This is a genomic window from Palleniella intestinalis, assembly GCF_013166595.1.
Lineage (GTDB): Bacteria > Bacteroidota > Bacteroidia > Bacteroidales > Bacteroidaceae > Prevotella > Prevotella intestinalis.
On record NZ_JABKKG010000003.1, the window covers coordinates 202,581 to 224,794 of the forward strand.

15 protein-coding genes are annotated in these 22,214 nt (G+C 43.3%); 14 read left to right on the forward strand and 1 reads right to left on the reverse strand.

Annotation, left to right across the window (positions count from 1 at the left end; genetic code table 11):
- Positions 1–174: 174 nt before the first annotated feature.
- From HPS57_RS05570 to HPS57_RS05585, 4 genes are read left to right on the forward strand one after another with little or no spacing between them, the layout of a single operon-like run.
- Entirely contained in the window at positions 175–3,552 is a 3,378-nt protein-coding gene (locus HPS57_RS05570; protein ID WP_172181018.1) for a helicase-related protein, read from the forward strand.
- Between the two features lie 3 nt (positions 3,553–3,555).
- Positions 3,556–6,825, forward strand: coding sequence for an Eco57I restriction-modification methylase domain-containing protein (locus HPS57_RS05575; protein ID WP_172181020.1), 3,270 nt, complete (start codon positions 3,556–3,558; stop codon positions 6,823–6,825).
- Positions 6,822–7,943, forward strand: a complete 1,122-nt coding sequence (locus tag HPS57_RS05580) for a restriction endonuclease (RefSeq protein WP_172181022.1) — start codon at positions 6,822–6,824, stop codon at positions 7,941–7,943. The genes HPS57_RS05575 and HPS57_RS05580 overlap by 4 nt, the downstream gene beginning before the upstream one ends.
- A gap of 15 nt (positions 7,944–7,958) precedes the next feature.
- The gene (locus HPS57_RS05585; RefSeq protein WP_172181024.1) at positions 7,959–9,401 is read left to right on the forward strand and encodes an ATP-binding protein; all 1,443 of its coding nucleotides are present in this window, start codon (positions 7,959–7,961) and stop codon (positions 9,399–9,401) included.
- 685 nt (positions 9,402–10,086) lie between these two features.
- On the opposite strand, the gene rpsO is transcribed toward HPS57_RS05585, so the two are convergent.
- On the reverse strand, positions 10,087–10,356 hold the full coding sequence (gene rpsO, locus HPS57_RS05590; protein WP_172181026.1) for a 30S ribosomal protein S15: 270 nt from the start codon (positions 10,354–10,356) through the stop codon (positions 10,087–10,089).
- A gap of 307 nt (positions 10,357–10,663) precedes the next feature.
- On the opposite strand from rpsO, the gene typA reads away from it, so the two are divergent.
- From typA to HPS57_RS05635, 10 genes are all read left to right on the forward strand, one after another.
- On the forward strand, positions 10,664–12,466 hold the full coding sequence (gene typA / locus HPS57_RS05595; protein ID WP_172181028.1) for a translational GTPase TypA: 1,803 nt from the start codon (positions 10,664–10,666) through the stop codon (positions 12,464–12,466).
- Between the two features lie 79 nt (positions 12,467–12,545).
- On the forward strand, positions 12,546–14,786 hold the full coding sequence (locus HPS57_RS05600; protein WP_172181030.1) for a glycoside hydrolase family 31 protein: 2,241 nt from the start codon (positions 12,546–12,548) through the stop codon (positions 14,784–14,786).
- Between the two features lie 122 nt (positions 14,787–14,908).
- On the forward strand, positions 14,909–15,730 hold the full coding sequence (gene coaW, locus HPS57_RS05605) for a type II pantothenate kinase (RefSeq protein ID WP_172181032.1): 822 nt from the start codon (positions 14,909–14,911) through the stop codon (positions 15,728–15,730).
- Positions 15,731–15,742: 12 nt separating this feature from the next.
- Entirely contained in the window at positions 15,743–16,261 is a 519-nt protein-coding gene (locus tag HPS57_RS05610) for a KdsC family phosphatase (protein WP_172181034.1), read from the forward strand.
- A gap of 58 nt (positions 16,262–16,319) precedes the next feature.
- Positions 16,320–17,093: an SDR family oxidoreductase gene (locus HPS57_RS05615; RefSeq protein WP_172181036.1), complete on the forward strand. Its 774-nt coding sequence runs from the start codon at positions 16,320–16,322 to the stop codon at positions 17,091–17,093.
- Positions 17,094–17,126: 33 nt separating this feature from the next.
- On the forward strand, positions 17,127–18,692 hold the full coding sequence (locus tag HPS57_RS05620; protein WP_172181038.1) for a right-handed parallel beta-helix repeat-containing protein: 1,566 nt from the start codon (positions 17,127–17,129) through the stop codon (positions 18,690–18,692).
- A gap of 536 nt (positions 18,693–19,228) precedes the next feature.
- On the forward strand, positions 19,229–19,681 hold the full coding sequence (locus tag HPS57_RS05625) for a GNAT family N-acetyltransferase (protein ID WP_172181040.1): 453 nt from the start codon (positions 19,229–19,231) through the stop codon (positions 19,679–19,681).
- 125 nt (positions 19,682–19,806) lie between these two features.
- Positions 19,807–20,034 (forward strand): DUF2651 family protein, encoded by a 228-nt coding sequence (locus tag HPS57_RS14600; protein WP_501981536.1) that lies wholly within the window; start codon positions 19,807–19,809, stop codon positions 20,032–20,034.
- 63 nt (positions 20,035–20,097) lie between these two features.
- Positions 20,098–20,550, forward strand: a complete 453-nt coding sequence (locus HPS57_RS05630; protein ID WP_172181042.1) for a low molecular weight protein-tyrosine-phosphatase — start codon at positions 20,098–20,100, stop codon at positions 20,548–20,550.
- Between the two features lie 35 nt (positions 20,551–20,585).
- Positions 20,586–22,139, forward strand: a complete 1,554-nt coding sequence (locus HPS57_RS05635; RefSeq protein ID WP_172181044.1) for a pectinesterase family protein — start codon at positions 20,586–20,588, stop codon at positions 22,137–22,139.
- Positions 22,140–22,214 lie beyond the last annotated feature (75 nt).

Here is a 22,214-nt window from a genome sequence, read left to right on the forward strand (position 1 = left end):
TGATGAATATGTAAGAATTCATTTGACTGTTTTGACTTATACATAAACCTTAAGTTAATACAAATATTTGTGGAAAAAAGAGTGAAAATCTGGTGGTCTATAATTTAATTGCTCAAATCTTAAATAATCTCAGTTATTTTCGTTAATTTTGTGACAAAATTAGAAAGTAAAATTATGAGCAATACTCTTATCGACAACAGTTGTGGCTTTGAACTTATTGAATACTTGAAAAAATATGTGTCAGACAACAGATGTAATCATATTCGCATAGCTTCCGGTTATTGGGATTTGCCGGGAACAAAACTCATTTACGACGAGCTCCAGGCATTTCTGCATCATGGCGGCAGATTGGATTTGTTGATTGGGCAAGAGCCTATGCTGCGCAGTTATCAAATGCGTAACGATTTGTCCAAGGAAGAGAGATTCCCAGATTTCTATATCAAGAGGGATGTTGATAAACTTTCTGACGAATATAAGCCTGTTGTACATTTACTGCTTGACTATATGAATGAGGACGAGGATAAATCTCAAGTCAGGATAAGAGTGTATGGACAAGATGGCGAAGAAAAAAGATTCCTTCACGCAAAATGCTATATATTTACCGGAGAAGGCTTGGGCTACGGTATTGTAGGAAGCTCTAACTTTACTCAAAAAGGATTACAGGACAATGCAGAATTGAACTATCTTGAAACCAGTTCTTTGATTGTCAAAAACGAATCTATAATAGACAATCAAATGCCACACCTTTATTGGTTTAACAAGCACTGGGAAGAGAGTATTCCTTGGACTGGTAAATTCATCAAGGAAATCCTCTTGCCTTCCCCGGTTGGCACAGCCGTACAGAAAGAAAAAAATGAGTTGACGCCATACGAGGTGTATATAAAATATCTACAAACGCAATTCGGTGACATTGCAAATCCTGATGCAATTGAGATTCTGAAGTCTTATCTTCCCAAAGGGTTCACATCTCTAAGCTATCAGCTTGATGCTGTGCAACAGTGTTTCTACATTATGCGCCAGCATGGCGGTTTTATTCTTGGCGATGTTGTAGGACTGGGAAAAACAATTATAGGAGTATTGGTAATCAAAAAATTCCTGAACGAAGCATCCTCACTTGGCAGATTGCCAAAGGTTCTTGTTGTAGTTCCACCAGCCGTAAAATCATCATGGGAAAAGACTGTTAGTTATTTTGACAAGGAACGTATAGACAAAATAGCACCTTTCATAACATTCATAACAACAGGCAGTATTGGAAAGATAATCATGGAATCCGATACCAATGATGCCACTGATGTAGAAGATACAGGCACAGAGGACTTTGAGTCTGAACTTGCATATGATAATTACGGGATGATTCTCATAGATGAAAGCCATAATTTCCGTAACCGCAGTGCTCAGAAATACAAAGACCTTGACGACCTCATACAGACGATAGATGCGCGAACCGGTGCTGCACCTTTTATCGGTCTGTTATCTGCCACACCTCAAAACAATACGCCTACCGACATATATAATCAGATTCTGTTCTTCCAAAGAGAACCAAACAAAAGCAGTCTGCCAAACATTCCCGGCGGAAAGCTTGACAGCTTTATGAGCGAGAAAAGTAAACTCTTTGCCGAACTCAGAAAAAAGGACACTCCTGAGGCAAAGGCGGAACTGCAACTGTTGGCGGAAGAAATAAGGGATAAGGTACTAAATGAACTGGTTGTCCGCAGAACACGTAAAGACATAAAAACATTTTATCAGCAGGACAGCGAGACATTGCGCTTCCCTACGGTGAAAGGTCCGCACAAGCTGGAATACAAGCTGGACAAGCAACTTTGCCAACTGTTTGCTGATACTATAGACTACATTGTCGGTGACCCTAAGAACAATCAGAAGTCAAAGATTGGTTACTATCGTTATACAGGCATCACATTCTTCAAAGACAAAAAGAACAAGGATCTGTATAAAATCAAAAACCTGACACCTGAAAAGATTGCCGAGCAGTTGGCAAACATCATGCGCATCTTGCTTGTAAAACGACTTGAAAGCAGTTTCACGGCATTCAAGAAGTCGCTCCATAACCTGCAGCGATACACGCAGAACATGATAGACATGATAAATGCCGATGCAGTGTTCATTTGCCCGGACTTGGACATCAACGATATAATCGCAAAACACACGACACTGCAAAACGCCATTCCGTTCATAGAGGAAAAAATCAAAGAAAAAGGCGGCAATAACAGGCGTTTCAATAAGGCTGATTTCAAGGATGAATACTTGGATAATCTGAAAAAAGATAAGGCACTTATCGATGCATTGTGTGAACGATGGGATGAGAATGACTATGACCCAAAGCTTGATGTATTCAAAGAGTGTATCAATACCAAACTGTTTAATCCTGAAATCAATAATCCTTCCGGATTTGACAAACCACGGCTTGTGGTGTTCTCTGAAGCCAAGGACACTGTGGATTCATTGGAACGTGTGCTTAATGCAAAAGGGCATAAGGTCTTAAAAGTCACAGCAGAAAACAGAGTAAAGAAACAATCCGAGATACAAGAGAACTTCGATGCAAACTCTAAAGTACAGAAAGATGACTACGATGTGATTGTCACAACTGAGGTGCTTGCCGAAGGCGTGAACCTTCATCGTGCAAATGTCATTCTGAACTATGATACCCCATGGAATGCAACACGACTGATGCAGCGCATCGGACGTGTGAATCGCATTGGTTCAAAAGAAGAGTTTGTGCATGTATTCAATTTCTTCCCGTCATACGAAGGCAATGAACAGATAAAACTTGCAGAGATAGCATACGCCAAGTTGCAGGCTTTCCACACTATGTTTGGGGAGGACAACAAAGTGTTCACAGAGGCAGAGGAACTGTCAGAAGCCGGATTTCAGCATATTGTAGACGGTGAAGTGTCTCCATTGAGTGAATATATACAAGACATGAAGGACTTCCAGAACGAGCAACCTGAAAGATTTAAGTATCTGCAAGGGAAAGAGTTCCTGCACATTGGCGGAACTATTGGCTTCAAGGACGAGCAACAAAGCCTTGTGGTTATTCATTCAGAAAACAGGGGACTGACAAACATAATCATTGACAAAGACAGCAAAGCATCAGTCGTTGCACCAATCACAGCTATGCAGTTCCTGAAATGCGGCAAGGATGAAAAGTTTTCCAAGAAGCCTATGGACTCGGAAATTGAAAAGCAGTCCATGATGGAATACAGTATGCATGTGAATAAGATGCGCACCTCGAAAGATGCTACAGCTGAAGTCAAGAAAGCACAAAAATTCCTTCATGAAACTGTAAAACCAAAACTTATCTCACAAGAAGCACGTAAGGCATACGGATATGCAGATAAGGCACTACGTGGAAACTCACATGCAGTGGCACGGCAGATATTGAAATTTGCAAAGGTCTATGAAACCCAAGGCGCATCAATGTTTGGACTGGACAATGATGTGAATGAATGGGTGACATCCGCATTTGGAAGACTTGCAGAACAAGGAAACAAAAAAAATGGAGAAGCAAAAATTGCACTGACAATAACAAAATAAGATATGCTGAAAGATAATCTTAAAAACATATTCAATAGTGACTATCCCGGTATAAACACTATTGCCAACGAAGTGATTTTACCTATATTCAAGGAGAGTGCAGAGATATTCCAATATCCTGAATCACAGGAAATAGACAGGTATGCTACCAACGCAAATATTACAGAAATCATACACTTTGGGTGCATTGACACTAATGCAGTAGGAAATGACCCAATAGAGCTGTTTGATGTTTCTGTAAATAGTCATTCTAAGTTGGAGCGTTCCCGTGTAAACATTCAGCGATGGATAAGAAAAGAACTTGCCAACTATTCTCATGCATTCATTGTATTTCATTATGATGAGCCAAAAGGAAGAAGCTGGAGATTTTCATATCTGCATAAAGACACGAATGCCTCATCCACAGATGCCAAGCGTTACACATACTTGTTAGGTAAGAATTTCTCTGCGAAGACAATCACAGAACGTTTCACCAAACTTGCATCAAGCAAACTTGATGATGCAGCATTAAAGGAGGCATTCTCTGTACAAGCTGTTTCAGATGATTTCTTTAACGGCTATCGTGACTTGTATGCAGATTTCGTACAGTATATTACAGGAACAAGATACGAAAAAGTTAAAGGTAAGTGGGTAGAAGTGCAAAAGGGAGAGCCGACGGAAGAAATCTTTGCTGAATTCAAGAATGACAAAAAGGCTGTCCGTGACTATATCAAGAAGATGATGGGAAGACTCACATTCCTTTATTTCTTGCAGCGCAAGGGCTGGCTCAATGGCAGCTATGATTATATGAACAGCTTGTATGAATCTTCTTCCCAAAAGGAAGATTTCCTTGACGCTGTACTTGAACCTCTGTTCTTTGGTGTGCTGAATACTCCATTAGAAAAAAGAATGGATGTTTTCACAAGAAATCATTGGGACACGGATTTGTTGGAGGAATGGAAGGGCATCCCTTACCTCAATGGCGGACTATTTGAACAGAGCGATGATGACCGACGCACTGTCAAGTTCCCGATGGAATACTTTGACAATCTCTTCGATTTCTTTAGTCGGTATAACTTCACTGTTGACGAGAACGACCCTAATGATTCGGAAATAGGCATCGACCCGGAAATGCTTGGACGTGTATTCGAGAGTCTGTTGGAGGATAATAAAGACAAAGGGGCGTTCTATACTCCAAAGGAGATTGTACAGTATATGTGCAAACAGAGTATCATCCAGTATCTGAAAACAAACACGGAGGAGACACTGTATCCTGACATTGAGGAACTTATCAATACAGGTTTCGTCAATCAATCATTGCAGGAAAAAGGAAATGCTACAATGGTGTATAATCTTCTCTGCAACGTAAAAGTATGCGACCCTGCCATTGGCTCCGGAGCTTTCCCTATGGGCATTTTGGATTTGCTGTACTCCACACGCAGGCATTTGTATGATTACTTGGAATTTCCTGAAGCGTTCAATCCTGTTGAAGTGAAGAAGTCTATCATTAAGAACAACATTTTTGGTGTGGATATAGAGCAGGGAGCGGTAGACATTGCTCGCCTGCGATTCTGGCTGGCTATATTGTTGGAAGAAACAGAACCATCGCCACTGCCAAACCTTGATTACAGGATTATACGTGGAAACTCATTGTTGACAACTTTCAATGATGAGTACCTTGACTTGTCATGCCCATCAGACAGAAAGGTGAAAATAAACAGAATGAAAAGAGAGCTGTTTATATTGCAGAACCAGTTGTATAGCTTAAATGGTGATAAGAAATTGGAATGTGAGATTGCTGTCAAACATAAGATTCTTGATATTGTCGGGTATCAATTAGGCTTCCATAAGAAGAGTGCACTCTGTGGAATGAGAACAGATACCGAGGATTTGTTTTCAGACCAACCTGTATTAACCAAAGCACAAAAGAAACAAGAAGAAAAGGCAACGCAGATTTATCACATCAAACAGAAGAGCATAAACGCAATAGACGGAATGCTGACCAAACTGAAAACTCCTAATTATTCATTGATGGATAGAGCACAAACAGACATAAATTTCTTTGACTGGGAGATTATGTTTAGTGACATATTCTGCAATGGGGGATTTGATGTTGTCATTGGTAATCCGCCGTATTTTGTTTACGAAGGTTCTCATAAAGATGAAATATCCAATTTGAAATCTAAAGAGGAATTGAAAATAGCTTTTGGAGGAAAGTTGAATGCCTATAAATTATTTTTGGCAAAAGCATTGAATACACTTGTAAAGGAAAATGGTGTAATCTCCTATATATTCCAAAATTCTTTTTTGGCGGACAAACAGGCAGCTACTTTGAGGAAGAATGTCTTGCAGAATAATCAAATAATAGTGGTAGATTCTTATCCTGAACGTGATAGCATAAAAAAGCGTGTGTTTGAATCTGCCAAAATGAGTGTATGTATCTTAACTGTAAAACATACAAAAAACAACATGCCATTTGTTGTTAATATCTGGGATGACAAATACAAATCATCTGGTATAACGACACATTTTGTATCTTCAGAAATAGAGAGCATTGATCCTGAAGGTTTCTCTATACCTAGATTAAGGCAAGAGCATCTGCCATTAGTAATAAAAATAAACAACATAAACAAAAAGACTTATCTGCGTTGTTTCCAAGGGGAACTTAATATGACTATTCATCGTAATTTTTTCTCATGTGACACAACGTTTCCGAAAGTGCTTAAAGGTGCTTCCATACAAAGATATTTCTGGACAGAAGATGTCAGCCAGGGAGTTAATGAAACTGTTGATGAGGTTGCCTATTTGAAAGCATTCCCAAAGTCGGAAAAATCTTCTCACCATGCAATTCCTCGTATAGCAATGCAAGGAATGACAGGAGCTAATGACAAAATAAGAATAGTCGCCACTTTAATTGATAATAATCTATATCTTGCCCATTCGTGTAACTATATAATACCAGTAGAGGGCTTTGAACTTAAGTATATATTGGGCATACTGAATTCAAAATTAGTTAATTGGTATTTTAGATGCTTCAGCACAAACAGTAATGTCAATAGTTATGAAATAGAAAACATTCCCTTTCCCAATATTTCCATAGAACAGCAACAACCGATAGCAAAACTTGTTGATAGTATTCTTTCTGCTAAGAATTCAGATGCAAATGCAGATACCTCTACATATGAGCATGAAATAGACTTACTTGTATATCACCTCTACGGCTTAACTTATAATGAGATGAAAATAATCAATCCAGATACACCAATAACAAAAGAGAAATATAATAATATATGATATCACCTACACAAATAAGAAAACCTGAGAATTGGCAAGACTTTGAGAAACTCTGTAAGTTTTTATGGGGAGAGATATGGAATTGTTCAGATAGCATAGTTCGAAATGGACGTAGTGGTCAAAATCAACATGGTGTAGACATTTATGCTATGCCTAAAGGTGAAAAATGTTATTTTGGGATTCAATGTAAATTGAAAGACGAATATACCCATGCTAAATTAAAAAAGAAGATTGTTGACGAAGAGATAAATAATGCAAGAAATTTCAGACCGAAATTGGGTAAATTAATTTTTGCTACTACGGCAAACAAAGATGCGGAAATTGAGCAATACATCCGTGAAAAGAATATTGAACATTTGGAGAATGAAGATTTTGGAATAGAATATAAAGCATGGGAAGATATTGTTGATTTATTAGAACAGCATAGGTCTACATACCAGTGGTATGTCAATAACTGTCAGTATAAAGATGTTGCAAACATAAATGTATCATTTCAAGGAAATGAAACAGTAACTATCTATCCGGAATATGTAAGAACAATTATCAAAACTGTTTTTGAGGAGTTTACGGAATATGACCCAGTTTTGATAAAGCTTAGGAATTTAAACAGAAAGATAGCACAACAGCAAAAAATAGCTATTCGGGGAGAGCATGATTATAGATGGCAAAAGGTGTATATTGACATAGAAAACACAGGTAACGTAACATTAGACGATTGTAAGTTGTACTTATACTTAGACATGTCAAAAGTAGAAAATATCGATACACCATATCATTATATAAATGATTGGCGAATATCTGATGTGGAAAAGGCTCAGGCTAATGCACGTATAGATAACGAACGAGATGTTTTCAAGATAGATAACGGTATTGTGTATGAACCTATAATTCCATTATTATTAAAGGATTCTATGCAATTTCATTTTAGTATTATTGCAAAAGATAATGTTACATGTATTCCTGTTGTATGGGAGTTTAAATCACGAGATTATACAAAAGAAGGATGTCTTAAAATACATGTATCGCCTCAATATGAGGAAGTCGTTGAAAAAAAAGTAGTAAGGGACAAGTCTGCAATTATTGATGATGTTATTGAGATTAAACCAAAAATAAAATAATAAACTTTGTCAGATATGATAAACAAAGACGAACTCATAAAGCTTCTGCATAGCACAGAAACATACAGAATAGAGCGCACTGTGTCTACAGGAGACATGGATAAGTTTCAGGAAGCAATATGCGCTTTCTCAAATGACTTGCCAGGTTCTCACAAGAAAGGATATCTGATAATTGGAGCTCGAGACAATGGATGTTTGTCCGGGCTTAAGGTCAATGATGCCTTGATGAAACGAATATCAGGTATAAGGTCGGATGGAAATATTCTTCCTGTACCTATTATGTCTGTTGAACGGTTTGAGTTTGACGATGGTGATTTACTTGTTGTAGAAGTCTCTCCATCATTACTGCCACCTGTGCGTTATCGTGGCAGAACATTCATCCGCATTGGTCCACGTAGAGACATTGCAACAGAAGCAGAAGAGCGCATATTGAATGAGAGACGCACTGCGTTTATGGCGACATTTGATGCTATGCCTTGTTTCGATGCAAAACTGACGGATATTGATGTAGACTTTATTGTAAACAAGTATCTGCCACAAATCATTGATGAAGAGATCTTGGTTAATGACAAACGTAATGTGAAAGAACAATTAGCTGCCATACACTTATATGACTTAAAGCATGATTGTCCAACGTATGCTTCTCTTATTCTGTTTGGGAAAAATCCCAAATACTTCATGTCTGGTGCCTATATCCAATATGTTCATTTTGAAGGTGTGGACAATGGAAGTGAGATAATGAATGAACGCCAATTACATGGAGGGCTTTATGCAATGCTGCCACAGTTGGATACATTTGTGCGTGATGCGATTGTTATGGAACGCCCTATTCCGGAAAGTGTGTTACGTGAGAAAATGGTCGTCAATTATCCCTTTCCAGCTCTTCGGGAGCTACTCATGAATGCCTGTATGCACCGCGACTATCAGTCAAATATGCCCATCAGATTATATCAATACAAAGACCGCATTGAAATAATGAATGCCGGTGGTCTGTATGGTGAAGCACGTCCTGAGAATTTTCCGAAAGTAAATGATTACCGCAATCCCATTATAGCAGAGGCGATGAAAGGCATGAAATATGTCAATATGTTCAATCGTGGTATACAGCGTGTAAAAACAATGCTTAAAGAGAATGGAAACCCTATACCGGAGTTCAGGGTTGATAAAATCACAGCTTTTGAGGTTTGCGTAAAATTAAACAGAAAGGCTCAAAAGGGCATGAAAGGGCATGAAAAAGGGCATGAAAAAGGGCATGAAAAAGGGCATGAAATCAAAGAGATAATACTACTTATATCTAAGGATAACTCCATATCAATAGTTGGATTGGCTAAAGCGAGTGGATTGTCTGTGAAATCTGTCCGGAACATTATCAACAGATTGAAAGATTCGGGAAAAATACAGCATATCGGACCTGCAAGAGGTGGACATTGGAAGATTATGGATGATTGTGATAAATGAACTTTCTGACAAGATGTTTATTTCTGTGTCTTTTTAACATCTGACATAAATTGCAAGATTCAAGAATGCTTAACATTCCTGCCAGATTTATGAAGAAAAGAATAATCGTATTTTCTTCGCACCTTATTACTATGAGGCGTATCTCTTTCCCAATGAAGAGACACGCCTCAATTATTATAATAAGTTCATCAACATGATTTCAGAGCTTTTATTATAACTCCTATGTTTTTATATAGTAAAATCTTTGCTTAAAACATGAAAAACAACAAAGATAATGGCATGTACCCCCCCCATTGATACCCCTATAAAATTTGGAATCGCTTGTGAAATGTTGTACCTTTGCACCAGCGAAGATAAGTTGCACCTTAGCATACATGAATTAATTCTGTCTGCATTCGGTTGGCACTGGCTTTGCATCCGTAATCGAAACCTTGATAATGGGGGATTACAAGTGTTCTTTGACAGATTTGCCATACAATATTATATTATAGTGCCGGGAGAATGCCGTGGGTATGTTTTCGTAAAGCCAGATGGGCAGAGCCGAGTGTGCTTGTGCTATGCCATGGAGATGAAAGGTCGAATGGGGTGCAACAAAAAAATCTCGCCACCATTATTTTTGGTGGCGAGATTTGAGTTCTCATTAATCGAAGATTGCCGATGTAGGAATGAATCCCGGCGGCACATCTTATCGGCGGAGACCAAGAGCCTTAATGATGGCACGATAGCGATTGATGTCGCGGTCGTAGAGGTAGTCAAGGAGAGCACGGCGCTTGCCGACGAGCTTTGTCAGTGAACGTGCTGTTCTGAAATCCTTGTGGTTAACCTTCAGGTGCTCTGTAAGGTGCTTGATACGGTAAGTGAAGAGTGCGATCTGGCTCTCTGCTGAACCTGTGTCAGTTGTTGACTTTCCGTACTGTGTGAAGATCTCTGCCTTCTTTGTTGGGTCTAAATACATGAATTTAGTGTGATTAATGGTTTGTTAATTACGTTCTTCTGATGTCTCCGCAACCTTAATCGTAGTCCGGCACATCATCGAATGCAGCACTCCTTAGTGAAAATGCGTTGCAAAATTACAACTTTTTCCTCTATCAGCAAAATATTTAATATATTTTTTGTAATTTTGCACCGAAAAATAATGATAATTAGGTTGTAACCATAAGTTTTTCTGTCACAGGAATGCAATGATACTGGTTTTCATGCTATTGTGGCAGGATGGCAACGGTAAAATGAAATTGTGTTTCTTTGGAACACCAAAAAAGATTATGCAGGATATTAGAAATATCGCAATTATTGCGCATGTCGACCATGGCAAGACTACTTTGGTTGACAAGATGATGCTTGCGGGAAAGCTTTTCCGTGACGGCCAGAACAATTCCGGCCAAGTGCTTGATGCCAATGATCTTGAGAGAGAGCGTGGCATAACGATTTTGTCAAAGAATGTCTCTATCAATTGGAAAGGGACAAAAATAAACATCATCGATACTCCGGGACACTCCGATTTCGGTGGTGAGGTGGAGCGCGTGCTGAATATGGCCGACGGCTGTATTCTTCTTGTTGATGCCTTTGAAGGTCCTATGCCGCAGACTCGTTTCGTATTGCAGAAGGCTTTGCAGATAGGCCTGAAGCCTATTGTTGTGGTGAACAAAGTTGATAAGCCTAACTGCCGTCCGGAGGAAGTCTACGAGATGGTTTTTGACCTGATGTTCTCGCTTGATGCTACAGAGGAGCAGTTGGATTTCCCTGTAGTATATGGTTCTGCCAAGAACGGTTGGATGTCAGAGGATTACAATGTTCCTACTGACAATATCGACTATCTTTTGGATAAGATTGTTGAGGTCATCCCTGCTCCGACTGTGCTTGAGGGCACTCCGCAGATGCTCATAACATCTTTGGATTACTCTAATTATACGGGACGCATTGCTGTCGGCCGTGTTCATCGTGGTTCGCTGAAGGAAGGCATGAATGTCACTATTGCCCACCGTGACGGCAGCATGGAGAAGACACGCATTAAGGAGGTGCATGTCTTTGAGGGCATGTCACATGCCAAGGCTGCGGAAGTCCAGAGTGGTGACATCTGTGCGATTATTGGTTTGGAGAAGTTTGAGATTGGTGACACTATCTGTGATTTCGAGAATCCTGAGCCAATGAAGCCGATTGCCATTGACGAGCCGACAATGTCCATGCTCTTCACTATCAATGATTCTCCTTTCTTTGGCAAGGAAGGCAAGTTTGTCACTTCACGTCACATCAATGACCGTTTGGAAAAGGAGCTTGAGAAGAACCTTGCCCTCCGTGTAGAACCTTTCGGAGACTCCACAGACAAATGGATAGTCAGCGGGCGTGGTGTGCTCCATCTCTCTGTCCTTGTTGAGACAATGCGTCGTGAAGGATATGAGTTGCAGGTGGGACAGCCTACTGTAATCTACAAAGAGATTGACGGTGTGAAATGTGAGCCAATCGAGGAACTTACTATCAATGTGCCGGAGGAGTTCTCTTCAAAGATGATTGACATGGTTACACGCCGCAAGGGCGAGATGACTTCAATGGAGGCGCAGGGCGACCGTGTGAACATTGAGTTTGACATACCTTCCCGTGGCATTATGGGACTTCGTACAAATGTCCTTACAGCGTCACAGGGTGAGGCTATCATGGCTCACCGTTTCAAGAAATATGAGCCATACAAGGGAGACATTCTCCGTCGTACAAACGGTTCTATGATTGCTCTTGAGACCGGTAACGCATTTGCTTACTCCATAGACAAATTGCAGGACAGAGGAAAGTTCTTCATCGATCCGGGTGAGGATGTCTACTACGGTCAGGTTGTGGGTGAGCATGTCCATGACAATGACCTTGTCATCAATGTGACCAAGGCAAAGCAGCTGACCAATGTTCGTGCGTCCGGTTCCGATGATAAGGCACGCATCATTCCTAAGACAGTGCTTTCTTTGGAAGAATGCCTTGAATACATCAAGGCCGATGAGCTTGTGGAGGTCACACCACAGTCCATGCGTATACGCAAGACAATCCTTGACCATAACGAGCGAAAGAAGGCGAATAAGGATTGACCTTGATAAGTGAATTACATAGGCTGTGCGGATTGCAGGCAATAGAGTGCTATCTGCACAGTCATGCAGAACAAAGATAATGAAACAAACGAACTACTACCTATTTGATTGGATGGACTTTGATGAAAGTCTGTCAAAGGATGAGTCCTTGTGGAAGGCCTATACGTCAACAGAGGTGAAGGCTGTCGATGGCGACATACATATCGCTGTGCCTTACCAGAAGCAGGTGCTGCAGGAAGATATGCTTGCCGACACAAATGTGCCACAGAGGAATTACACTCTGATTCTCCGTGCCTATGGCGATTCTATTGTCCGTATGTTCACATCCATGGTGGATGATGAGATGAAGGACACTGGCAGCTATATGCTGGAGCTTGACAAAACTTTGGCGCATAAGCCGTTGTCTGTCGAGTTGGCGGATAATGTCTATACCATAAAGGACAATGACGGCAGGACACGTGCAAGGATAGGCCTTACCCCTTATAATATAGAATGGTGGAGCGACCTGCAGCCCGGTCCACAGCCGACAATACATCTGACGGTGTACCCTGATGGCAATCTTGCAAAAGGGGTGGAATTGAGCGATGACCATTTCTCTCCTCCGCGCTATGATGCGCTGCCGATAGGTTTCTGCCTTACAGAAGGCAATCCGGACCGTGCAACAGTATCATTCAAATGTGAGGCCGATGAGTGCTTCGTCGGCACAGGCGAGCGTTTCCGCAAGATGGACCTTTCCGGTCAGACATTCTATCTGAAAAACCAGGACGGACAAGGTGTGAACAACAGGCGTGCATATAAGAATATACCTTTCTATATGTCAAGCCGTATGTATGGTGTGTTCTACCATACTTCCGACTATTGCCGCCTTTCGCTTGCTGACCACTCAAGCCGTTCTGTGCAGTTCCGCAATGACCGCGCGACGATTGACACATTCATCATTGGTGGTGAGACTCCGGAGCGCATCTTGTTCCACTATCGTCAGTTGACAGGCTTCCCTCCGATGCTCCCGATTTGGTCATTTGGTATATGGATGTCACGCATGACATATTTCTCAGCCGATGAGGTGGACGAGATTTGCGACAGGCTGCGTGCCGAGCATTATCCGTGTGACGTGATTCACCTTGACACAGGTTGGTTCCGCACAGACTGGCTCTGCGAATGGAAATTCAATCCTGAGCGTTTTCCCAATCCGGAAGGTTTCCTGAAGCGTCTTTCCGACAATGGCTATAAGGTTTCGCTTTGGCAGCTGCCTTACGTTGCCAATGGTGCAGAGCAGATAGAGGAGGCAAAGGCAAATAAGTATATCTCCACACCGACAGGAGGTTGGGATACAGCATCAGGAACATCCGGTGCGTCAAACTTCTCAACCCTTGACTATGCAGGTACGATAGACTTCACTTCCGAGAAGGCTACGGAGTGGTATAAAGGTCTGTTGAAGAATCTACTTGACATGGGTGTGAAGTGCATAAAGACCGATTTCGGTGAGAACATCCACATGGATGCAACTTACGAGTCCATGACACCGGAGCAGCTTAACAACATCTACTCATTGCTGTACCAGAAGGCGGCTTATGAGGTAACGAAGGATGTCACTGGCGACGGCATTGTCTGGGCACGTGCAGCATGGGCAGGTTGTCAGCGCTATCCTTTGCATTGGGGTGGTGACTCCGAGAGTTCATGGGCAGGACTGGCAGGTTCTCTGAAAGGCGGCTTGCATTTCGGACTCTCCGGTTTTGCATTCTGGAGTCATGATGTGCCGGGTTTCCATAGCGAACCGGACTTCATGAACTCGGTAATCGACCCTAAGGTTTACATGCGTTGGACACAGTTCGGTGTGTTCTCTTCCCACATGCGCTATCACGGTTCCCACAAGCGTGAGCCATGGTACTATCCGACAATAGCCGAGGACGTAAAGAAATGGTGGCGTCTGCGTTACCGTCTCTTACCTTATATTATAGAGGAGTCACACATTGCCACAGAGTCCGGCTGGCCTATGGTTCAGGCGTTGCTGATGCATCATCCGGAGGACAAGACCGTATGGCACATTGACGATGAATATTACTTCGGACGCAAGTTCCTTGTATGTCCTGTTATGAACGGAAATGACCGCCGTGACATCTATCTTCCTGAGGGAGAGTGGGTGAACTTCTTTACCGGCGAGCATTTTGAAGGTGGAAAGTGGTATCGCAATGTTGAGGTTTCTCTCAACGAGATGCCGGTGTTCTGCCGTCCTGGTACGGAGATTAAGGTTTATGATGAAGAGGTAGATTCTACCGATGACATAGACTGGCAGAAGGTCAAGACACTTGTTATAAAATAATAATATAAGTGGCTGTTGGAGGCTTTGTTTTATATTGGTTATGGCTTCGATAATTTTTTTCAATATAAAATTGCTTTCCAGCAGTCACTTTAATGTATAATGAACATCAGCCTTTTTATATTATGAAGACTGTGATAGGAATAGATGTCGGCATCTCCACGACTAAGATAGTCGGCATACGCGACGGAAAGATAATTTCTCCAATACGCATCAAGGCGACAGACCCCGTCACCTCGCTTTATGGTGCTTTCGGAAAGTACATCAACGAGAACAATCTTACTCTCGGTGACATAGAGCAAGTAATGCTTACAGGTGTCGGAGCTGCATATATCAAGGGTGACATTTATGGTCTTCCCACAGCTCGCACCGATGAGTTTGTGGCAGACGGTTTGGGAGCGCAGTATGAGAGCGGTCTTGACAGAATGCTTGTTGTCTCCATGGGTACAGGAACCACACTTGTGAAATATGACAACGGCGAGGTGCATCATATCGGTGGACTTGGTATCGGTGGCGGAACGCTTGCCGGTCTTTCACGACTGTTGTTGGGCACGGATGACATAAAGCATGTCTCCAGCCTTGCCAAGAATGGGAATATCTCCAACATTGACTTGCAGATAGGTGATATATGTGCAGAGGAAATCCCCGGTCTGCCGGCATTTGCCACGGCATCACTCTTCGGGAATGCCAAGGCCACGGCAAAGCACGAGGACATAGCGTTAGGCATCATCTGTTCTGTTGTGCAGACAATCGGCTCGGCGGCAATCCTTGCATCTATCAGCAGTGGGATAAAGGATTTTGTGATGATAGGCAATCTTACCCTTCTTCCACAGTGCAAGAAGGTGTTTGGGATTATGGAACAGATCTATGGCGTGCGGTATCATATACCGAAACATTCCGAGTTTGCCACTGCCATCGGTTCTGCGCTGAACTATTTCAAGAAATAATGTCATAAGAACATGATTCCGTATGATTTGACAAAAATACGTGCCATCATCTTTGATGTCGATGGCGTTCTTTCTGTCGGCACTATCACTATGGATAGTACAGGAGAGCCGTTGCGTACAGTGAACATCAAGGACGGTTATGCCATTCAGTTGGCGCAGAAGCTTGGCCTGCGGATTGTCATCCTGACCGGTGGCAACACATCTTCTGTGCGCAAGCGTTATGAGAATCTTGGAGTTAAGGATATTTTCATGGGGTGCGCCGTGAAAGTTGAGACTTACAATAAGTTCCTTGCTGATTCGGGACTCTCTGATGAGGAGGTTATGTATATGGGCGATGACATTCCTGACTATGAGGTAATGAGAAGGGTAGGATGTCCGTGTTGTCCGAAAGATGCTTGCAGTGACATCCGCGAGATAAGTCTTTATGTCTCTCCTTATAATGGAGGATATGGTTGTGGCAGGGATGTCATAGAACAGGTTCTCCGTGCCCAAGGATTATGGATGAAGGATGCGAAGGCATTCGGCTGGTGAGCGGCAGGATTGCTATCAAGGATGGATAAATAGATCTGTGAAAACAATAAAAAACGATATGAAGACAATAATACTTACCGGAGGGAGTTCCGGAATAGGAAAAGCCACAGCCGAGCTGTTTGTTAGTAAAGGCTATGAGGTATACGAGTTCTCACGACATGGCGAGAGCCATGACGGTATCAACCATGTCGACTGCGATGTGACTGACCCTGCTGTATGCCGTGCGGCAGTGGAGAAAGTCATTGCCTCTTCCGGCAAGGTGGACATCCTTGTATGCAATGCCGGCATGGGTGTCTCCGGAGCGATAGAGTTCACAAAAGTGGAGGATGCGAAGCGCCAGTTCGAGGTTAATTTCTTCGGAGCTCTGAACATCACGCAGGCAGTCCTTCCCTATATGCGTGAGCGTCGTCAGGGGCGCATCGTGTTTACAAGCAGTGTTGCAGCCATTTATGCCATTCCTTTCCAGGCGTTCTACTCTGCCTCCAAAGCTGCGCTGAACTCCATGGCGCTTGCTCTTGCCAATGAGGTTCGTCCGTTTGGCATCACAGTTGCCAGTGTACTTCCCGGAGATGTCAAGACAAACTTCCAGAGAAAGAAAATCGTTGAGGGTGCGGACATTTACACTCACATGGACAAGGCTGTCAAGCAGATGGAACATGACGAGGAGAACGGTATGCCGGCAGAGCAGATTGCACGTTGCATCTACCGCACTGCCACAGCTCGCCGTCCGTGGGCATTTAACACAACAGGTATGATGTACCACCTCTTCATATTTGCCGGCAGACTCTTCCCTACATCGTTCATTAATTGGGTGCTTGGAAAGATGTATTAACCAAATGCTTTTACCTTAAACTAACCTATGAATATGAAAAGACAAATACTGCTGTTGTTCCTCGTTGCGGTGAATTTGCACTGCTTTGCCGGTGACATTTATGTGTCTGTCAGCGGCAGCGACAAGGCAATAGGTGATAAGAATGCTCCTGTACAAACTCTTCAAAAGGCGTTGCGCATAGCAAGGGAATGGCGGCGAACGAACAATCCCAACATGAAAGGCGGCATAACAATAAACCTTGCCAAGGGGGAAACATTCGTATTGGATGAGCCACTTTACATACGCCCGGAAGACAGCGGAACTACTGACAGCCCAACAGTCATCATGGGTGGAACTATTTCCGGTGGCCAGGCAGACAATTCCTGTTCCATGGACGAGTATCCGAAAATGGAACGTATGCTTGCCTTTGACAAGGACAAGGAGCAAATTATCATTCCTGCAAAGTCGTTACAGACTTATGGAATAACCAATGTTGCCGATGCTGCCAAGTACGAAATGGTTGTGCATCAGCGTTGGGCAATAGCCATCCTGCGCATCAAGGCCATTCGTATCTCCGGCAACAAAGCCATTGTCACGTTCCGCAATCCTGAGTCGCGCTGGGAGTTCTCTCATCCGTGGCCACAACCGGTGATAGGCGAGGAGAGAGGTTCTTCCTCATTCCTGATGCGTCCGATAGCTTACCCTTCTGCCTCTTTGTCACGCCTTGTGACAATAGAAGGTTCGGAATATGCCTCTGTACATGACATCTCTTTTAAGAATGTCTCTTTTGAGAATGCCTCATGGGAGCGTCCTTTGAAATATGGACATGTCACACTTCAGGGCGGTTTCCCGATAATCGACGCATACAAACTCACAGAGAACGAGGGCACGCCATGGGCTCCTACGCTTGAAAACCAGGCATGGGTGATACGCCCGGAGGCTGCAGTGTCCGTGACTTATGCCGAGCGTGTTAACTTTAAGGACTGCACATTCACAAACTTATCGTCCACAGCGTTGGATTATGCACATCACTGTGCCGATGCAATGATTGTCGGAAACAAGTTTGAGAACATTGGCGGTACGGCAATTATGGCAGGCTCGTTTGGTGAAGGACCATGTGAAGCGCATCATCCACGTAACTACACCAATACAACCGGCTTTGTCATTGACAGTAACATCATTCACAATGCCACAACATGCGACTGGGGTGCGGTGGCTGTCGGCTGTGGCTATGTGCGTGATTTCGTCATTCGCAAGAATAAAGTATCGAAAGTGAACTATTCCGGCATCTGTGTTGGTTGGGGTTGGACTCCGGAGGACACCGGAATGCGCAATAACCGTATCACGGAGAATACAGTCACGGACTATGCACGCATACTCTATGATGCAGGTGGAATCTACACAATGTCCAATCAGCCCGGCTCGCTCATAGAGCACAATACGGTCAGCTCACCTTATCCTTCACCTTATGCCACTAATTTCCGTGCATTCCCTATCTATTTCGATGCCTGCACGGATGGCTATACTGTCAGAAATAACAGCCTTTCGGTAAACTCTTCCGTACAGAAAGAAAAGTACGGCTGGAACAATCCCGGACCTAAAATGGATGTGGAGAAGTAGAGGGCAACAATGAGAAAATAGCCAACCTGTTTTTTCTCAAATGCTTTGCTAAATGTGTATTTCTCAAATCACTGAAAGTATAATATATAGTAAAACAAAATTAAATTGCGAAAACACTCATGCCCTATTGCCAAAATTTCCATGCAAAGTGTGGCGGAGCCACAATCCTTACGGTAACCCACTGCTTCAGCTTGTGGGGCTATAGGCTGAAATCATCAGCTTGTGTGGTGGAACCACACTCCTTTATGCCGGAATCACAGACGGCACGAATCCCAACAAGCCACTTTCATACAGTTGGACGAAGATTGAACATACAGGAGTGTGGTGCTGCCACACAACTTGCAGCACAGCTTATTATCCCCATCGCTAAAGCGAGGGGTTACCATAAGGGCTGTGGCTCCGCCACACTTTTACATGAGAAGCTATATTACATAGGAGCATATTGCAAAAATACAGTCAGGGATTAATATAAAAGTCACGAGTAATGTGTCTGCATATTTTTGCAAATCAATTCTGTCTTACCATAAAATCACTATATGGAAATTATATCATTACGACATTCACCTGAATATCTTGAACGTGCAATAGCCTATTTTCAAGAAAAGTGGGCTACCGAAGAGTCCATGCCTGTTTACGACGATTGCCTGCGTAATTGTATGGATGCTGAGAACCCTCTGCCGCAATGGTATCTGCTTCTGGACGAGGAGCGGATTGTCGGTTGTGCAGGGCTTGTCACTAATGATTTCAATTCACGTATGGATTTGTACCCATGGCTTGTAGCCCTGTACATTGAAGAAGATTGCCGAGGGCGCAACCTTGGCAAGACACTGATAGACCGTGCAATCCAAGATACAGAAGCATTCGGATTCAAGACGCTGAATCTGTGCACTGAACATATAGGATATTACGAGAAATTCGGTTTCAGATATTTAGGCGATTGCTATCATCCTTGGGGAGAATCAACAAGGGTTTATCAAATAGGACTGTAACAATGGCGACAGAGATGCGAAAACAACAGCTAAGATGGATAGGCGTAACGTTTGTTGTTATGTTTGTTCTGCCTTTTGCCGTTGCACGCCTTGCTTCTGAGTGTAGTGGTATGGCATTGTGCATGATGTTGTTCTTAGCCCTTAATCCCATGTACTCAATAGCCTTGGGTATCAATTGCGGTAAGAGCATCAGGCAAATGTGGCATATACCTTTGTTTTCAGCTATTATGTTCCTTTCCGGGACATGGCTGTTTTTCGATATTCACGAACCATGGTTTATACTGTATGCGAGTGTGTACCTTGTTATTGGTTGGATAGCCATGTTTGTTACGCACTATATTACAAACCGCTGACTCTGTTTCTCGAATACTTATTATTTATATCAACCCATTAAAAAAAACAAATACAAATATACAATGAAGACCAAAATACTTTTTGTCTGCCACGGCAACATCTGCAGAAGCCCGATGGCGGAGTTCATAATGAAGAGACTTGTCAGTGAAGCCGGCAGGGCTGATGAGTTTGAGATAGCCTCTGCAGCGACAAGCACAGAGGAAATAGGCAACAGTGTCTATCCTCCTGCACGCCGCAAGCTGGCAGAGCATGGCATCAGCTGCGAGGGAAAAACCGCACGCCAATTACGCCGTGATGATTATGATCACTACGATTTGCTGATAGGCATGGATTCCTATAACATACGCAATATGCAGCGCATGTGCGGTGGTGATTCCGAAGGCAAAATCCACATGTTGCTTGATTATACAGACCGTCCTGGAGATGTCGCCGACCCATGGTACACCGGCAACTTTGACGCTACCTACCGTGACTGCCTTGAAGGCTGCCGCGAACTGCTGAAACAATGCCCTTAAATGTGAAGGTTTGATTATAAGTAACTGTTGGAAAGATGAAAAAAAAGATACGTATTGCTGCCTTATCCTTACTTGTCTTGGTGGGTTGGTGCGATGTCAATGCACAGACAGTGACGCTGAGTCCCCAAAACGGTGCTGTCGGCGTTTGCCCGGACACACGTCTTCGAATCACTTTCAATGACATCCCTGCCGTAGGCTCTGCGGGAATGATACGCATCACGGATGTTGCCACAGGAATGGTAGTTGACAGCATTGACCTAAGTGTTCCCGCCGGTCCGACGGAGAGCCGCACTTACGGAAAAGACTGCGACTATACGAAAATCCCATATGATTATGCGCGCACGGTGATGCCTACCAATCGGGACACTCGCCCCGGCACTCCGTCAGGCACGGCTGAGCCAACGCCTCCTGAGTATCAGCTTAACATTATCGGCGGTTTTACCGATGCTTTCCATTTCCATCCGGTCATAATCCACGACAAGACAGCCACAATCTGTCTGCATAACAACGTTCTGGACTATGGCAGGAAATATAGTGTGGAAATATCCGGCGGAGCGATAAGGGCGCGGAAGTATAAAGGTACAACGCGCAAGCAGCCATGGACTTTCACAACAAAGGAAGCGCCGAAGTTCCTGAAAGACACTCTCGTTGTGGACGCTTCCGGTTGTGGTGATTATTGTACAGTGCAAGGCGCACTTGATGCTGTGCCTGATTTCAGTGCCCGGCGTACAGTGATATTCGTGAAAGCCGGCGATTATGAGGAGATAGTTTACGCCCGCAACAAGACTAATGTGAAGATTAAAGGTGAGGGCATGGCCTCTACACGTGTGCATTACGCTAACAACGAGGTGTTCAATCCCCACCCTTTGACGGTGAAAACCAATGAATGGCCCGGTACGTTCCCCTCTCGTCGTGCAGCTTTCGCACTTGACAATTGTCATGACATCATTTTGGAAGACATAACAATAGCCACTGATTTGCAAGGTCAGGCCGAGGGATTGCTGCTCAATGGAGAGCGTATTGCGCTGTACAGGGTTCATGTCATAGGGTCCGGTGATGCGCTTCAGGCAAACGGCACTGTCTATATGGAGTGCTGCGAACTTGACGGCGGAGGTGACACAATACTTGGAAGGGGCAGTCTTTTTGCCTATCGCAGCCATTTCCGCAATGGTGGAGGACCATTCTCATGGGTGAGGAACACTGCAGGCCATCATGGTGATGTGTTTTTGGAATGCACGTTCTCTGCTCCTGACGGATGCAAAGCTGACTTTGGGCGCACCAGCACCAACAAGGGCACGTCATATCCTGATGCCGAGTTTGTGTTAATCAATTGTTTCACTCACAACATCATCCCTGAAGGATGGAGCTCTATAGGATTGCCGACAGCACGTATGCTTGAATATGGCACACGAGACAGCCACACACGCCGGCTTGTGGATACTTCCCAACGGCATCCTTATTCCCGCCAACTGAATGCCAAGACTGATGCCGCCCTTATCAAATGCTATTCCACACCGGTCTTCGTCTTGAAAGGTTGGCATCCTGCCGGCTCTTCCGTACCTCCGCAAACAAACTGTGCAGCGGAATAAACAAAGAAAGAACAAGTTTTAGTACAAACACAACTTACATGTAAAGTAATTTACAATAGTTACTTATCAATATTA

What these genes read in the sequence shown, in the direction of transcription:
- HPS57_RS05625 (WP_172181040.1), top strand. Translation starts at nt 19,229, where the DNA reads ATGGAAATTATATCATTACGACATTCACCTGAATATCTTGAACGTGCA.
- HPS57_RS05580 (WP_172181022.1), top strand. Translation starts at nt 6,822, where the DNA reads ATGATATCACCTACACAAATAAGAAAACCTGAGAATTGGCAAGACTTT.
- HPS57_RS05635 (WP_172181044.1), top strand. Translation starts at nt 20,586, where the DNA reads ATGAAAAAAAAGATACGTATTGCTGCCTTATCCTTACTTGTCTTGGTG.
- HPS57_RS14600 (WP_501981536.1), top strand. Translation starts at nt 19,807, where the DNA reads ATGTTGTTCTTAGCCCTTAATCCCATGTACTCAATAGCCTTGGGTATC.
- coaW (WP_172181032.1), top strand. Translation starts at nt 14,909, where the DNA reads ATGAAGACTGTGATAGGAATAGATGTCGGCATCTCCACGACTAAGATA.
- HPS57_RS05575 (WP_172181020.1), top strand. Translation starts at nt 3,556, where the DNA reads ATGCTGAAAGATAATCTTAAAAACATATTCAATAGTGACTATCCCGGT.
- HPS57_RS05615 (WP_172181036.1), top strand. Translation starts at nt 16,320, where the DNA reads ATGAAGACAATAATACTTACCGGAGGGAGTTCCGGAATAGGAAAAGCC.
- rpsO (WP_172181026.1), bottom strand. Translation starts at nt 10,356, where the DNA reads ATGTATTTAGACCCAACAAAGAAGGCAGAGATCTTCACACAGTACGGA.
- HPS57_RS05570 (WP_172181018.1), top strand. Translation starts at nt 175, where the DNA reads ATGAGCAATACTCTTATCGACAACAGTTGTGGCTTTGAACTTATTGAA.
- HPS57_RS05630 (WP_172181042.1), top strand. Translation starts at nt 20,098, where the DNA reads ATGAAGACCAAAATACTTTTTGTCTGCCACGGCAACATCTGCAGAAGC.
- typA (WP_172181028.1), top strand. Translation starts at nt 10,664, where the DNA reads ATGCAGGATATTAGAAATATCGCAATTATTGCGCATGTCGACCATGGC.
- HPS57_RS05600 (WP_172181030.1), top strand. Translation starts at nt 12,546, where the DNA reads ATGAAACAAACGAACTACTACCTATTTGATTGGATGGACTTTGATGAA.
- HPS57_RS05620 (WP_172181038.1), top strand. Translation starts at nt 17,127, where the DNA reads ATGAAAAGACAAATACTGCTGTTGTTCCTCGTTGCGGTGAATTTGCAC.
- HPS57_RS05585 (WP_172181024.1), top strand. Translation starts at nt 7,959, where the DNA reads ATGATAAACAAAGACGAACTCATAAAGCTTCTGCATAGCACAGAAACA.
- HPS57_RS05610 (WP_172181034.1), top strand. Translation starts at nt 15,743, where the DNA reads ATGATTCCGTATGATTTGACAAAAATACGTGCCATCATCTTTGATGTC.